The 13,264-nt window shown below is 55.6% G+C and carries 14 protein-coding genes and 1 pseudogene; 6 read left to right on the plus strand and 9 right to left on the minus strand.

The window, feature by feature from the left end:
• The 3 genes and pseudogenes from AAE045_RS10490 to AAE045_RS10500 form a co-directional block, all read left to right on the plus strand.
• A pseudogene (locus AAE045_RS10490) lies at nt 1-255 on the plus strand (hypothetical protein); the annotation flags it as partial.
• A 59-nt stretch (nt 256-314) separates the two neighbouring features.
• Nucleotides 315-563 carry an excisionase family protein gene (gene xisR / locus AAE045_RS10495; RefSeq protein ID WP_455547682.1) on the plus strand — a complete coding sequence of 83 codons (249 nt, stop codon included), beginning with the start codon at nt 315-317 and terminating at the stop codon, nt 561-563.
• Between the two features lie 33 nt (nt 564-596).
• Nucleotides 597-1,880 (plus strand): Arm DNA-binding domain-containing protein, encoded by a 1,284-nt coding sequence (locus tag AAE045_RS10500; protein ID WP_455547683.1) that lies wholly within the window; start codon nt 597-599, stop codon nt 1,878-1,880.
• Nucleotides 1,881-1,906: 26 nt separating this feature from the next.
• On the opposite strand, the gene AAE045_RS10505 is transcribed toward AAE045_RS10500, so the two are convergent.
• From AAE045_RS10505 to AAE045_RS10520, 4 genes are all read right to left on the minus strand, one after another.
• Nucleotides 1,907-2,353 carry a YcgN family cysteine cluster protein gene (locus tag AAE045_RS10505; RefSeq protein WP_455424712.1) on the minus strand — a complete coding sequence of 149 codons (447 nt, stop codon included), beginning with the start codon at nt 2,351-2,353 and terminating at the stop codon, nt 1,907-1,909.
• 106 nt (nt 2,354-2,459) lie between these two features.
• Nucleotides 2,460-3,119, minus strand: a complete 660-nt coding sequence (locus tag AAE045_RS10510) for a fumarylacetoacetate hydrolase family protein (RefSeq protein WP_455547684.1) — start codon at nt 3,117-3,119, stop codon at nt 2,460-2,462.
• A gap of 93 nt (nt 3,120-3,212) precedes the next feature.
• Nucleotides 3,213-4,289 (minus strand): lytic murein transglycosylase, encoded by a 1,077-nt coding sequence (locus tag AAE045_RS10515; RefSeq protein WP_455547685.1) that lies wholly within the window; start codon nt 4,287-4,289, stop codon nt 3,213-3,215.
• A gap of 81 nt (nt 4,290-4,370) precedes the next feature.
• Nucleotides 4,371-4,646 carry a YcgL domain-containing protein gene (locus tag AAE045_RS10520; RefSeq protein ID WP_455548048.1) on the minus strand — a complete coding sequence of 92 codons (276 nt, stop codon included), beginning with the start codon at nt 4,644-4,646 and terminating at the stop codon, nt 4,371-4,373.
• A 127-nt stretch (nt 4,647-4,773) separates the two neighbouring features.
• Here AAE045_RS10520 and minC point away from each other — a divergent pair, with 127 nt between their 5' ends.
• The 3 genes from minC to minE are packed head-to-tail and all read left to right on the plus strand — an operon-like array spanning nt 4,774 to nt 6,600.
• Nucleotides 4,774-5,484: a septum site-determining protein MinC gene (gene minC, locus AAE045_RS10525; protein ID WP_455548049.1), complete on the plus strand. Its 711-nt coding sequence runs from the start codon at nt 4,774-4,776 to the stop codon at nt 5,482-5,484.
• A gap of 24 nt (nt 5,485-5,508) precedes the next feature.
• On the plus strand, nt 5,509-6,321 hold the full coding sequence (minD, locus tag AAE045_RS10530) for a septum site-determining protein MinD (protein WP_435945358.1): 813 nt from the start codon (nt 5,509-5,511) through the stop codon (nt 6,319-6,321).
• Between the two features lie 3 nt (nt 6,322-6,324).
• Complete coding sequence (gene minE / locus AAE045_RS10535; RefSeq protein WP_455547686.1) at nt 6,325-6,600, plus strand: cell division topological specificity factor MinE; 276 nt, start codon at nt 6,325-6,327, stop codon at nt 6,598-6,600.
• A 147-nt stretch (nt 6,601-6,747) separates the two neighbouring features.
• Here minE and rnd read toward each other — a convergent pair whose 3' ends face one another.
• The 5 genes from rnd to AAE045_RS10560 form a co-directional block, all read right to left on the minus strand.
• Entirely contained in the window at nt 6,748-7,857 is a 1,110-nt protein-coding gene (rnd, locus tag AAE045_RS10540) for a ribonuclease D (RefSeq protein WP_455547687.1), read from the minus strand.
• A gap of 87 nt (nt 7,858-7,944) precedes the next feature.
• Nucleotides 7,945-9,624 carry a long-chain-fatty-acid--CoA ligase FadD gene (gene fadD, locus AAE045_RS10545; RefSeq protein ID WP_455547688.1) on the minus strand — a complete coding sequence of 560 codons (1,680 nt, stop codon included), beginning with the start codon at nt 9,622-9,624 and terminating at the stop codon, nt 7,945-7,947.
• A gap of 203 nt (nt 9,625-9,827) precedes the next feature.
• Entirely contained in the window at nt 9,828-10,424 is a 597-nt protein-coding gene (locus AAE045_RS10550; protein ID WP_455547689.1) for a Slp/YeaY family lipoprotein, read from the minus strand.
• Nucleotides 10,425-10,469: 45 nt separating this feature from the next.
• Complete coding sequence (gene tsaB, locus AAE045_RS10555; protein ID WP_455547690.1) at nt 10,470-11,165, minus strand: tRNA (adenosine(37)-N6)-threonylcarbamoyltransferase complex dimerization subunit type 1 TsaB; 696 nt, start codon at nt 11,163-11,165, stop codon at nt 10,470-10,472.
• Nucleotides 11,166-11,247: 82 nt separating this feature from the next.
• A complete protein-coding gene (locus tag AAE045_RS10560) occupies nt 11,248-13,158 on the minus strand; it encodes an ATP-dependent DNA helicase (protein WP_455547691.1) in 1,911 nt (636 codons plus the stop codon).
• Between the last annotated feature and the right edge of the window lie 106 nt (nt 13,159-13,264).

Genomic DNA, 13,264 nt, shown 5'->3' on the forward strand with positions numbered 1-13,264 from the left:
GGCAACTCTCCGGAAATTCCGGATGGTTACGCTTTGGTGCCTATCGAACCGACATACCAGATGAGCGAGGCCATTGGATTACCGTGGGAACATCCACCTTTCCCGATCAGATGGAAAAGAATGCTAGCCGCCGCCCCGCAACCGTCAAGTAATCCTTTACAGTTGGACCGCACCGATGCTGTTGAGATGCTTACCAGCGTGCTTCGTAATGCTCCGCTGGCACCGTCTGATAACCAGGGCAAGCCGCGCAAATAACCAACCACATTCCAACGACCTCGGCTAAGTCCGGGGTTTTTTATTGCCTGGAGAAAACCATGAGTGAAGTAATCCAACTGGTGCCCAACAAGTGGGTATCCGAAGATGTTTTGAAGCAGATAACTGGCCTGACGCACAATGCGATCAAGTCTGCCAGAGAGAAGTCCTGGCTTGAAGGTCGGGAGTACCGGCACTACTCCGGCGACTGTAACCCGCGTGATAACAGCCCGATTTTATACAACCGACATGAAGTCGATAACTGGGTAGAGAGACAACGCCCGGCGATCCCCCGCCAGAAATCTGCTTAAATACCCTCTCCTTTCACCAACGAGGAAGTACGCATGTCCAAATATCCAACTGGCGTGGAGAATCACGGCGGCACGTTGCGCCTGTGGTTCATCTACAAAGGTAAGAGGGTAAGAGAGTCGCTGGGCGTAGAGGATACGCCGAAGAACAGGAAGATAGCCGGGGAGTTACGAACATCTATCGGGTTCGCAATAAAGACAGGGACGTTTAATTATGCCGCTCAGTTTCCGCAGTCGCCAAACCTTAAGAGGTTCGGCATTACCGGGCAAGACATTACGCTCGGGGCGATTTCTGCAAAGTGGCTTGAGCTCAAGAGGATGGAGATAACGGAGAACGCATTCAGGAGGTACAAATCATACATCAAGATAACTACTGAGGAGCTTGGGCCGGATCGGCTCCTCTCATCCATCACACATGAAGACATTCTCACCATGAGAATGGAGTTGCTGACCGGGTATCAGGTTAACGGAAAGCATCAGCTGAACCGGTCTGCCAAAAAAGGACGCACGGTAAGAACAGTCAACGTCTACCTTGCCTGCCTTTCAGGGATGATGGAGTTTGCCGTTCATAACGGGTACATCGATAAAAGCCCATTCACGGGTGTTGATCCGCTTCGCAAGAGCAGGCCTGAACCAGACCCACTCAGTAAGGATGAATACCGCCGCTTACTTGATGCGGCACCGGCTGAGCAAATACGTAATCTGTGGGTGCTCGCTGTTAACACCGGATTGCGACACGGTGAGATAAGCGCGCTGGCGTGGGAGGATATAGATACCAGGCAATGGACGATAACCGTTAGTCGCAATCTGGCAATTAAAGACCACTTTACCCCGCCTAAAACTGAGTGCGGTAACAGGACCATCATGTTGACCCAACCGGCTATACAGGCGCTGAAAAGTCAGATGGCTTATACCCGCATGGGGAAGCAACACAAGATAAAGGTTCATCTGCGAGAGTTTGGGAGAACGCGAACAGATGAATGCACTTTTGTCTTTGTGCCGAAGCTTACCGCAAGAAATGGGATCGGGGGAGAGTGGTACGCGCCAGGGTCATTTGGTGCTACGTGGAATCTGATGCTGCAGCGCGCCGGTATTCGTCACCGGAAAGCTTACGAGTCGAGACACACATTTGCATGCTGGGCATTAAGTGCGGGGGCCAACCCGAACTTTATCGCCTCACAAATGGGTCACACTTCAGCGCAGATGGTTTACAACGTTTACGGAAAATGGATGAGTGATAACAACGGCGATCAGATGAGCATTATGAACGCCAATTTTAGTGAAGATGTCCCACAGATGCCCCAGGCAATATCGCAGTAAGACAAAACTCCTTTCAAATCAACGAATCAATCAGCCCACTCGGGTTTGTTCAGGATATGATCCTGCCAATCCTGCACTTCCGACTCTTTCACGGCGATATGCCGCACTGAAATGCGTTCGCCGTGCATGGCCGCCTTCGAGCCGGTCAGCAGCGGGTGCCACTCAGGGAGCCCCTTTCCTTCCGCCAGCAGGCGGTACGCGCAGGTGTGCGGCAGCCATTCGAAAGTGGGAAGATTGTCACGGGTAAGCTTGATGCAGTCTGGCTCGTAGTCGAAGCGACGGGCGTAATTCTTGCACTGGCAGGTCTTAATGTTCAGCTGCTTGCACGCGACGTTGGTGAAGTAGATTTCGTCCGTGTCCTCGTCCATCAGCTTATGCAGACAGCACTGGCCGCAGCCGTCACAAAGTGATTCCCACTCGGTGTCGCTCATCTCGTCGAGGGTTTTACTCTGCCAGAAAGGTGCCTGTGTCATGATGATGCCCGCATTTAAAAAATAAGCTGCACCTTATAAACGCTGTGGGTTAAAGATGCAAGTAATGCCGCGCGCGGGCGGCAAATTTCATTATAGTACGCGGGCTTTATAATACGCGGGTGGTGATGCTTTTGCCGTCGAAGCTCAGCTCAAGGTTGTCACCGCTTGCCAGCGGACCAACACCCTCCGGCGTACCCGTTAGGATCACATCCCCGGCTCTTAGAGTAAAGAAGCGGCTCATATAAGCAATCAGCGGTGCGATCTTGTGGATCATGTCAGAAGTAGAACCCTGCTGGCGGATGTCTCCGTTAATCTTCAGGGAAAGCTCGGTGTTTTGTGCATCGGCGGTAAACTCTGCGGCCGGAATGAACCCTGAAATCGGACAGGAGTTATCGAACCCTTTTGCTTTTTCCCACGGCTGCCCGGCTTTTTTTAGCTTGCCCTGTAAATCGCGCAGTGTAAGGTCCAGCGCCACCCCGTAACCGGCAATCGCCTTAGCTACGTGCTCTTCGGTTGCCTGTTTCAGCGTTGCGCCAATCAGAATCGCAAGTTCCACTTCGTGATGCACCGACCCCAGCCCCTGCGGCAGCGCCAGCGGCTGGCGAATATCGCACAGCGCGCTCTCGGGCTTGATGAACAGCACCGGCTCTTCCGGCGTTGCGCTGCCCATCTCTTTAATATGCTTCGCGTAGTTACTGCCCACGCACACTACTTTGCTGACCGGAAAATCCAGCAGCGCACCCTGCCAGTTATGATGTTGATACATGCCTTTCCTCTGCGTCGTTGCGTTAACTGCATCTGATACTAGATAAAAAAATCCCCGGTGGATACCGGGGACCGTTTCTTATTGCGGGAGAGTTTACTTAACGATGGCATCCGCCATGGTGCCGATGCTTATCGCGAAGTAGTACGAACGGTTCCAGCGCATGATGGTACGGAAATTGTTGTAGACCAGGAATGAACGCGCCTGGTTATCGTCCGGCGTGACAATCCATGCCCGTTCCGTAGAGGCCGGCAGCTGCAGGCCATCCGGGAGCGTTACGCCAAGTTTCTGCCACTGAGCCACGGTTTTACCCTGCGCGGTTTTCGTCCCCGCTAATCCAGGATTAAACCCTTCGGGAAGCTTCACTTCCGTGCCCCAGCTGCCGCCTGCCTGCCACCCTTCCGTGGCAAGGTAGTTGGCCGTGGAGGCAAAGACATCGCTGGTGTTATTCCAGATGTCGATTTTGCCATCGCCGTCGCCGTCTTTGCCATAGCGCAGATAGGAGCTTGGCATGAACTGGTTCTGGCCCATAGCGCCCGCCCACGAGCCTTTCAACTGGTCAGCCGAAGCGCGGCCCGAGTCGACAATTTTCAGCGATGCCATTAACTCCTTCGTGAAGAAGGCCTCGCGTCGCCCCTCGAAGGCCAGGGTTGAGAGCGCGGAGACAATGTCTTCCTTACCCTGAATCTTGCCGAACTGGCTCTCCATCGCCCACAGGGCGACGATATAGTTAGCCTGTACGCCCGTCTGCGCGCTGACAGATGCCAGCTCCGGCTGATACTGCTGATAGAGCTCCCGCGCCCGATCGATTTTCGCCTGGGTTATGACGCGAGAAAGGTAATCATCGAGCGTCACCTTTTTCTCAAGCTGGTTCTGGTCGGATTTAATGACCCGGTCAACAAAATGGACGTTGGCGAAGGCGGCGCTGATGGTTGCATCGCTGATGCCCTGCGCTCTGGCCTGCTGCTTCAGCTGGTCAACATAGCCCGGAAATTCTGCCGGGTCGCGGCCTTGTGCGGCGAGCGTAGTCGATGAACTGGTGGTGGAAGAAGCCTTAGGCTGAGCGGCAGTAGCTGCCGTGGCAGGCGCCACGGCTTCCGCATTGGGGGACTTTGCCGCACAGCTGACGAGAAATAGCGTGCTGGCCGTTAAACAAATTGCTGAATTTTTCATCTACCCTCTCGGATGAGTCTGAGGTTACGACAGTTATCTTCACCCTTTAGGTATAGAAAAGATTTGCCACTAGTCCGAAAGTTATTTTTTCGGAGCTTTCTCCAGATGCATTTTTAACAAACTTTCCGGGGGCGGCGGCAGCTGCAAATAATAGCCTTCTTCCGTCAGTGCTTGCTTAACTTTATCAATGTCAGCGTTGGCCAGTTTCTTACTGCCATCAAGGGGTAATATCATTGCCAGGGTCGGCTGACCGAAACCTTTCATCAATTCTTCCGGCACGCGGGAGAAATCGTCTTTTTTTTCGACATAAAGATATGTCTGGTCACGTTTACTACTTCGGTAGATCACACAAAACATTTTTTTTACTCTATTTTCGCCGGATGGTGGCTTGCCTGAATATAACACTGACTATACCATGCTTAATGTACTTCGGAATATCGTCCCACAAGCCGTGGGGATTGAAACTGAATTGAGTAAGGCCAGGATGTCAAACACGCCAATCGAGTTAAAAGGCAGCAGTTTTACCTTGTCAGTGGTTCACTTACATGATGCACAACCCGAGGTTATTCGCCAGGCCCTGCAGGATAAAATTGCCCAGGCGCCTGCCTTTTTAAAAAATGCCCCGGTAGTGGTTAACGTTGCCAGCCTCGATGGGTCCGTGAACTGGAAGAAAGTCCAGCAGGCGGTGGTTTCTACTGGTCTCCGCGTCGTCGGCATCAGCGGATGTAAAGACGAAGCGTTAAAGGCAGAAATTGAACGTGCTGGCCTGCCGCTTTTATCGGAGGGCAAAGAGAAAGCCCCTCGTACGCCTAAGGTCATTGCGCCCGAGCCGGTTGCAGTAATTGAACCAGTTGCAATGCCGATCACAAAAACGCGTTTGATTGATACCCCGGTTCGTTCCGGTCAGCGCATTTATGCGCCACACTGTGACCTGATTGTCACTAATCACGTCAGCGCCGGTGCGGAACTTATCGCTGATGGTAACATCCATGTCTACGGCATGATGCGCGGCCGTGCCCTGGCGGGTGCCGATGGCTCCCGTGATGCACAAATATTTTGCACAAACCTGGTAGCTGAGCTGGTCTCAATAGCGGGTGAATACTGGCTGAGCGACCAAATCCCAGCCGACTATTATGGGAAAGCGGCACGCCTGAGTCTTGCGGGCGGTGCGCTCTCCGTTCAACCTTTGAATTAAGCCCTTTTAACAAGGAAATCCTTTATGGCACGCATTATTGTTGTTACATCGGGTAAAGGGGGCGTCGGTAAGACCACGTCCAGCGCGGCCATCGCTACGGGGCTGGCCCAGAAGGGAAGAAAAACTGTCGTTATCGATTTTGACATCGGCCTGCGTAACCTGGATCTGATCATGGGCTGCGAACGCCGCGTGGTGTACGATTTCGTAAACGTGATTCAGGGCGATGCGACGTTAAACCAGGCTTTGATTCGTGATAAGCGCACCGAGCAGCTCTATATCCTGCCCGCTTCGCAGACGCGCGATAAAGACGCACTGACGCGCGAAGGCGTGGCGAAAGTGCTCGAAGACCTGAAAAACATGGACTTCGAGTTTATCGTTTGTGACTCCCCGGCCGGCATCGAAACCGGTGCGTTAATGGCGCTCTATTTTGCAGACGAAGCCATTATCACCACCAACCCAGAAGTCTCCTCCGTACGTGACTCCGACCGCATCCTCGGCATCCTCTCTTCCAAATCCCGTCGCGCTGAAAATGGCGAAGACCCGATCAAAGAGCATCTGCTGCTGACCCGCTACAACCCGGGCCGCGTAAACCGTGGCGACATGCTGAGCATGGAAGACGTGCTGGAAATTCTGCGTATTCCGCTGGTTGGCGTGATCCCAGAAGATCAGTCAGTCCTGCGCGCCTCCAACCAGGGTGAGCCGGTGATCCTCGATGCGGAAGCAGACGCCGGTCAGGCCTATGCAGATACCGTTGAACGCCTTCTCGGAGAAGAACGTCCTTTCCGCTTCATTGAAGAAGAGAAGAAAGGTTTCCTCAAACGCCTGTTCGGAGGATAAGTTATGGCATTACTAGACTTTTTTCTCTCACGGAAAAAGAACACCGCAAATATCGCGAAAGAGCGACTGCAGATTATCGTTGCCGAGCGTCGTCGCGGCGACCGTGAACCTCACTACCTGCCGCAGCTAAAGCGCGATATCCTGGAAGTGATTTGCAAATATGTGCAGATCGACCCGGAAATGTTAACCGTCGTGCTGGATCAAAAAGGCGACGATATTTCCGTTCTGGAACTTAACGTCACGTTGCCAGAAACGCAGGAAGCCCCAAAGTCGGCCTGATAAAAACAAAACCCCCCTGCTGAGTTCAGGGGGTTTATTTTATCCACGACGGCCGAAAATAGTTATTTCCTGGCCGTTATTTAGCAAATCTTTACTATTATTAAAGCAACGAAGCACCCTGTAATTATATACAGCCTTCACGGCAATTTAATAATCCGCCAGCAGCGTTTTTAACTTCTCGCCTAATAATTCCCCGCGCCAGCCGCTGACTAATTCCGGCGTTGACGTCTGCGTCTTTAATTTCCAGTGCCAGTTAAGCAGCTGGTTAATTTGTCGACGTGAGGCAAGCAGCTCCACGCTTAAACCGCTGGTTTCACTCACTTCCTGTACTAATGCTTTTATCGCCTTAAAGACTTTGCGGTAGCCGGGCATATCGACCAGGTTGCTCAGCGGAGCGGGCCACTGCTCTTCCGGGATGGCCTGCGCTTCGGCTACCAGCGCCACCAGCGTCTTGCCATGGAAGCGAATTTCGCTGCCGCTCAGACCGAGCTTGTCCAGCTCCGCCAGCGAGCCTGGCATGTAGCGCGCAACCTGCCACAGGTTCTCTTCACGGACAACAAAGTTCACCGCCATGTCGCGCTCGCGCGCCTTGCGCAGCCGCCATGAAGCAAGCTTCTTCAGGCAGGCCAGCTGGCGGGTGCGCAGCTGCCAGGCATTGCCGATTTCGCGCCAGGCTTCTTCCGGGTCGAGCACTTCCGTGCGGCGGGTTGCCATCAGGTTGCATTCGTCCAGCGCCGCCTTCATCCAACCTGCCGCTTCGGTTTCTTCCATGAGCTTGTGTGCGATGGGCAGCAGATAGAACACGTCGGCCGCCGCATATTCACACTGGCGCTCGGTCAGCGGACGGGCCAGCCAGTCGGTGCGGGATTCGCTCTTGTCGAGCGCGATGCCGGTGAATGACTCCACGATGGTGGCAAAGCCGCAGGACAGGGGACGCCCGCTAAACGCGGCGAGGATCTGGGTATCGATGAACGGATCCGGCAGCGCACCGAAGGTATTCTGAAAGACTTCAAGATCTTCGCTCCCGGCATGCAGGAATTTAATCACGCTGGTGTCGGCAATCAGCGCCTTGAACGGTGACCAGTCGCTGATGGTCAGCGGGTCGATCAGCGATACCTGCTCGCCGTCGTACAGCTGGATCAGGCCAAGCTGCGGATAATATGTGCGCGTACGTACGAACTCGGTGTCCAGCGCCAGGGCGGACACCTGACGAGCGGCGTGGCAGACTTCGGCGAGCTGCTCGTCAGTAGTAATCATATGGTATGTCAAATTCGGTTCTCTTAGGTTTGCGCAAAAAAAACGCCGGTTACCCGGCGTTATTGCGGCTGACTCGGAGCTCAGACGTTATTGTTGATCGGCCTTAGCTGCTTCGTCACGTAGTTCTCGTCGTAAAATTTTACCGACGTTGGATTTTGGCAGCTCATCGCGGAATTCCACCAGCTTTGGCACCTTGTAGCCGGTGAGGTGGCGGCGGCAGAAAGTGATCAGGGATTCTTCGCTCAGCGACGGGTCTTTTTTGACCACGAAGATCTTCACGGTTTCCCCACCGGCCCCGCCCGGTACGCCAACTGCGGCCACTTCCAGCACGCCGGGATGCTCCATCACGACGTCTTCGATTTCGTTCGGGTAAACGTTAAAGCCGGAGACCAGGATCATATCTTTTTTACGATCGACGATGCGCATGAAGCCCTCTTCATCCATCGTTGCGATATCCCCCGTGCGCAGCCAGCCGTCCTGCATGATCTCGTCCGTGGCGTCCGGGCGCTGCCAGTAGCCCAGCATGACCTGCGGGCCTTTGACGCACAGTTCGCCCGGCTCCCCCGACGGCACTTCATTACCTTCATCGTCAATGAGTTTTACTTCGGTGGACGGTACGGGAAGGCCGATGCTGCCCGTATGGCGATCGATATCATGCGGGTTAGCGCTGACCAGCGGCGCGCACTCCGTCAGGCCGTAGCCCTCCAGCAGATACCGGCCGGTCAGTTTTACCCAGCGTTCCGCCACGGCGTGCTGTACCGGCATCCCACCCCCGGCCGAAAGATGCAGGCTGGAGAAGTCGAGCTGCTGGAACTCTTTGTTATTAAGCAGGGCATTGAACAGCGTGTTAACGCCGGTCATCGCCGTAAACGGGTATTTAGCCAGCTCTTTGACCAGGCCTGGAATATCGCGCGGGTTGGTGATTAACAGGTTTTGCCCGCCCAGCTCGATAAACAGCAGGCAGTTCATGGTCAGCGCAAAGATGTGGTAGAGCGGCAGCGCCGTGACCACCAGCTCTTTACGTTCGAACAGCAGCGGGCTGTACGCCGCCCTCACCTGCTCCAGGTTGGCGAGCATGTTGCGGTGGGTAAGCATCGCCCCTTTCGCCACCCCCGTGGTTCCGCCGGTGTATTGCAGGAAGGCCAGATCGGTTGAGATGACTTCGGGCTTCACGTACTGCATCCGGTAGCCGTTGTGCAACGCGCTGCGGAAGGAGATGGCGTCCGGCAGATGATATTTCGGCACCAGGCGCTTGATATATTTGACGACAAAGTTCACCACCGTGCCTTTTGCCGCCGAAAGCTGGTCACCCATGCGGGTAAGAATAACGTGCTTCACCTGGGTCTTATCGACCACTTTTTCCAGGGTATGGGCAAAGTTCGAAACGATGACGATGGCGCTCGCGCCGCTGTCGTTAAGCTGATGTTCCAGCTCGCGCGGGGTATAAAGCGGATTGACGTTAACCACCACCATGCCCGCACGCAGAATGCCGAACAGGGCTATTGGATATTGCAGCAGGTTCGGCATCATCAGCGCCACGCGGTCGCCCTTTTGCAGCCCAAGCCCTTCCTGAAGGTAGGCAGCAAAGGCACGGCTGCGCTCTTCGAGCTTGCGGAAGGTCATGACCTCGCCCATGTTCACAAACGCAGGCTGGTCGGCGTAGCGCGCCGTGGCCTGTTCAAACATATCAACCAGGGATTGATAACGATCGGGATTTATCTCGGCCGCAACGTCGGCCGGGTAGCGGTTAAGCCAGACCTTCTTCAAGGATTCACCTCTGAATGTATTATTTGTCGTCATCACAACCCCAATCAGGATACACGCCGTTAACATAATATTAACTCAGCGTACCAGTTTAAGAATTAAGCTGATTTAAGGTTGCGAAGCGCATCACTCTTTTTTTTCATCCGTCCTGGACAAAAACAAACAGCGGCAAAGCCGCTGTCTGAAAAACTAACTAAAACAAAGCGTTATTCGGTTACGATGGTTTGCACCTGTGCCGGGCCCGGGGCATACCACCCAGCGCCGCCCCACATACCATAATGGCCGCGATATGGATAAGGGCCGCCCCAGAACCAGGGGTCCATAGGCTGCGGCGGCATGACAATCTGCTGGGTTACGCGCCAGCGCTTGTAGCCCGTCGCCTGCATCACCATAAATTTATACGGCGTCTGCCCTACTTTGCCTTCTATCGTACCGGTAATAGGTCCGACTACGGTGACCAGCTGCCCGCGGAAGTCTACCGGATCGAGGAAACCGTTAACGTCCGCATAAATGCGGCCTTTTGACGGTTCGCCAAGCTGAGGACGTGCGCCTTCATCGAGGCCGACCGTAGCGATTTCGAGGCGGGTTTTGCCTTCGCGGTTATCAATATTGACCACGCGCCCGCCGAAGCGTGCCTCCTGACCAACATACAGCTGCGGAGCATTCATCACCCGCACCAGATCCTGCTGAGGCGTGGGACTGGTGCCTTTAATGGCGTCCGGGACCGTTACACAGCCGCCAAGCAGCAGCGCCGCGACGACGGCTAGCGCTCCGCCGAATTTCCTGACATTACAATCAGCCATACCCCATCTCCTTAAACGACGTTACCGGCCTGGCAACGCGGCGTATTACTCTTTTCCGGGAAGTTTCTTCCATGTCACTTCGTTGCGCAGATAGACAGGTTCCGCGTGCTCAACGGCAACCGTACGATCTGCGTTAAATGCCTGGATCGCCAGCGGCAGCATGTCTTCCGCTGCCGGAAGCGTGGTTTTACCGTCCCGCACTATAACATGACTGTTCAGCGCCATATCCGGCCACGCCTGCCAGCCGGTTCCGACTGTAGCCCACTCGCCGTCCAGCTGCTTCAACCGTTCGGCAACCGCTTCTGGTTTCAGCACTGCTTCGGTCTCTTCACCGTGCCAGACGCCGTGCTCGTCGCGCTGATATTCAGCCCAGTAGACCTCACCCATGCGGGCGTCGATGGCGGCCAGCACCCGGGTTGCCCCCGTCTGACGCCATGCACCCTGGGCCATGGTGGCAAGGGTTGATACGCCGATAAGCGGCAGCTCCGCGCCCAGCGCCAGCCCCTGCGCAATACCGATACCGATACGTACACCGGTAAAACTGCCCGGTCCTCGCCCGTAGGCAAGCGCGTTCAGTTCGGACAAGGCAAGGCCGCCCTGGTTCAGGATGTCCTGCACCAGGGGCAAAATACGTTGGGTATGCTCGCGTGGGCACAGCTCGAAATGGGCACGGGAGGTGCCTTCATTGTACAGGGCAACCGAACAGGCTTCTGTCGCGGTATCGATGGCTAAAATTCGCATGGACTGGCCAACCTCTGGCGAGAATCTAAGGTAATAAATAAGGTCAAAAATCGGCGCGCATCATACCATAGCCTGGCACAAATTACCGCGCCGCAGGGGTATTAAGAAACTCGACCGCCCGATTTATATCCCGCGTGCGCGGCGTCGGCGGCAGGCTGTTCAGGAAGACGGCACCGTAAGGGCGCATCACCAGACGGTTATCGCAAATCACCAGCACGCCACGATCGTCTACATCGCGAATCAGGCGGCCAACGCCCTGCTTGAAGGTAATCACCGCGTCTGGCAGCTGTACGTCGTCAAAGGGCTCTCCACCCCGCAGGCGGCAGTCTTCCATTCGTGCTTTGAGCAGCGGATCGTCCGGCGAGGTAAACGGCAGCTTGTCGATAATAACCAGCGACAGCGCATCCCCCCGTACGTCCACCCCTTCCCAGAAGCTGCTGGTTGCGACCAGCAGGGCATTCCCGGCGCTGACAAACTGCTCCAGAAGCTGGCCTTTGCTGGTCTCCCCCTGCAACAGCACCGGCAGGGTCATGTTAGCCCTGAACTGCTCGGCCAGCTCACGCATCATGGCGTGCGAGGTGCAAAGCATAAAGCAGCGGCCATTATTGGCCTCGATGAGCGGCTGGAGCATTTTTGCCAGATGGCGGGCCGCATGGGGCTGGTTCGGCGTCGGCAGGCCACGCGGCACGCAGAGCAGCGCCTGGGTGGCGTAGTCAAACGGGCTGACCAGCAGCATCGTCTCGGCGTTATCAATGCCCAGACGGTCGGTAAAGTGGCTAAGCCGATCGTTCACCGAAAGCGTCGCGGAGGTGAATATCCACGTGCCTTTTTTCTGCGCAATCACCTCTTTGAATTTATCGGCGACAGACAGCGGCGTGAGCGCCAGCGTGAAATTGCGCGAGTTGCATTCGTACCAGTAGCTGTAGCCGGGCTGATTGACGTCTTTCAGACGCTTGATGCGCCCGCGATAAATCACCGCCCGCTCAAACGCGGCGTCAAGCAATGCCGATCTGCCCAGAGAGAGTTTGGCGACGTCGTAGCAAAGCTCCAGCGCATCGTCGAGCAGCAGCAGGGCTCGTTGAATAGCGGGCTGAGCGAGCAGTTCGCGCAGGTTGCCGCGATAGCCCGGGTCGCCAAGCTGCAGGCGGAAATCCTGGGTGCTTTGCGCCAGGCGGTCGGCGCTTTTTTGCAGCTGCTGGGCATCGCGCACCTCGGTGCGGTAGGCGATGGAGATATCTTTTGCTAAATCGAGCAGTTGGCGGCTCGAGACGGACTGGCCGAAATACTGGCTGGCGATATCCGGGATCTGGTGGGCTTCATCGAAGATCATCACTTCGGCCTCGGGGATCAGCTCCGCAAAACCGCTCTCTTTGACCACCATGTCGGCCAGGAAAAGGTGGTGGTTAACGACGACTACGTCGGCATCCATCGCCTTTTTACGTGCTTTAACGACGAAACAGTCTTTATACATCGGGCAGTCCTGCCCCAGGCAGTTGTCGTTGGTGCTGGTGACCAATGGCCAGACGGTGGAGTCTTCCGCCACGTCGGTGCAGGTGCTGATGTCGCCGTCAACGGCTTCGATGGCCCAGCCGCGCAGCTTGACGACCTCGCTCAGGGTTTGCACCGGCAGATCGCCTCCGGCCAGCGCCTGCTGTTCGAGGCGCTCAATACAGAGGTAGTTAGAGCGCCCTTTCAGCAGCGCCAGACGCCCTTTAAATTCCAGCGCCTTCGCGACGGTCGGCAGGTCTCTGGAGTAGAGCTGGTCCTGGAGCGCTTTCGACCCGGTAGAGATAATGACTTTTTTGCCGGAGCGCAGCGCGGGTGCCAGGTAGGCATAGGTTTTGCCCGTGCCGGTTCCTGCCTCAACCACCAGCTCGCGCCCGTCTTTAATGGCTTTGGCGACGGCATGAGCCATCTCACGCTGTGGTTCGCGTGGTTTAAAGCCTGGTATCGCTGAAGCGAGCTGGCCGTCTGCTGCAAAATCGTCCGTCACATTACCCCCTGGATATTTTGCCAGTGATTATGTCAGCCCGAGCGCGGTTAATCCAGCAAGCAGGTAGCCGCGGGCGGTTGTTGATGGCAGACTGTTGGGCACTTTT

The sequence above is a fragment of the Dryocola clanedunensis genome, from assembly GCF_038405435.1.
GTDB classification, from domain to species: domain Bacteria; phylum Pseudomonadota; class Gammaproteobacteria; order Enterobacterales; family Enterobacteriaceae; genus Dryocola; species Dryocola clanedunensis_A.

Excerpts from the sequence above, each read along its gene's own strand:
- xisR (WP_455547682.1), top strand. The coding sequence starts at position 315 with ATGAGTGAAGTAATCCAACTGGTGCCCAACAAGTGGGTATCCGAAGAT.
- AAE045_RS10500 (WP_455547683.1), top strand. The coding sequence starts at position 597 with ATGTCCAAATATCCAACTGGCGTGGAGAATCACGGCGGCACGTTGCGC.
- AAE045_RS10505 (WP_455424712.1), bottom strand. The coding sequence starts at position 2,353 with ATGACACAGGCACCTTTCTGGCAGAGTAAAACCCTCGACGAGATGAGC.
- AAE045_RS10510 (WP_455547684.1), bottom strand. The coding sequence starts at position 3,119 with ATGTATCAACATCATAACTGGCAGGGTGCGCTGCTGGATTTTCCGGTC.
- AAE045_RS10515 (WP_455547685.1), bottom strand. The coding sequence starts at position 4,289 with ATGAAAAATTCAGCAATTTGTTTAACGGCCAGCACGCTATTTCTCGTC.
- AAE045_RS10520 (WP_455548048.1), bottom strand. The coding sequence starts at position 4,646 with ATGTTTTGTGTGATCTACCGAAGTAGTAAACGTGACCAGACATATCTT.
- minC (WP_455548049.1), top strand. The coding sequence starts at position 4,774 with ATGTCAAACACGCCAATCGAGTTAAAAGGCAGCAGTTTTACCTTGTCA.
- minD (WP_435945358.1), top strand. The coding sequence starts at position 5,509 with ATGGCACGCATTATTGTTGTTACATCGGGTAAAGGGGGCGTCGGTAAG.
- minE (WP_455547686.1), top strand. The coding sequence starts at position 6,325 with ATGGCATTACTAGACTTTTTTCTCTCACGGAAAAAGAACACCGCAAAT.
- rnd (WP_455547687.1), bottom strand. The coding sequence starts at position 7,857 with ATGATTACTACTGACGAGCAGCTCGCCGAAGTCTGCCACGCCGCTCGT.
- AAE045_RS10550 (WP_455547689.1), bottom strand. The coding sequence starts at position 10,424 with ATGGCTGATTGTAATGTCAGGAAATTCGGCGGAGCGCTAGCCGTCGTC.
- tsaB (WP_455547690.1), bottom strand. The coding sequence starts at position 11,165 with ATGCGAATTTTAGCCATCGATACCGCGACAGAAGCCTGTTCGGTTGCC.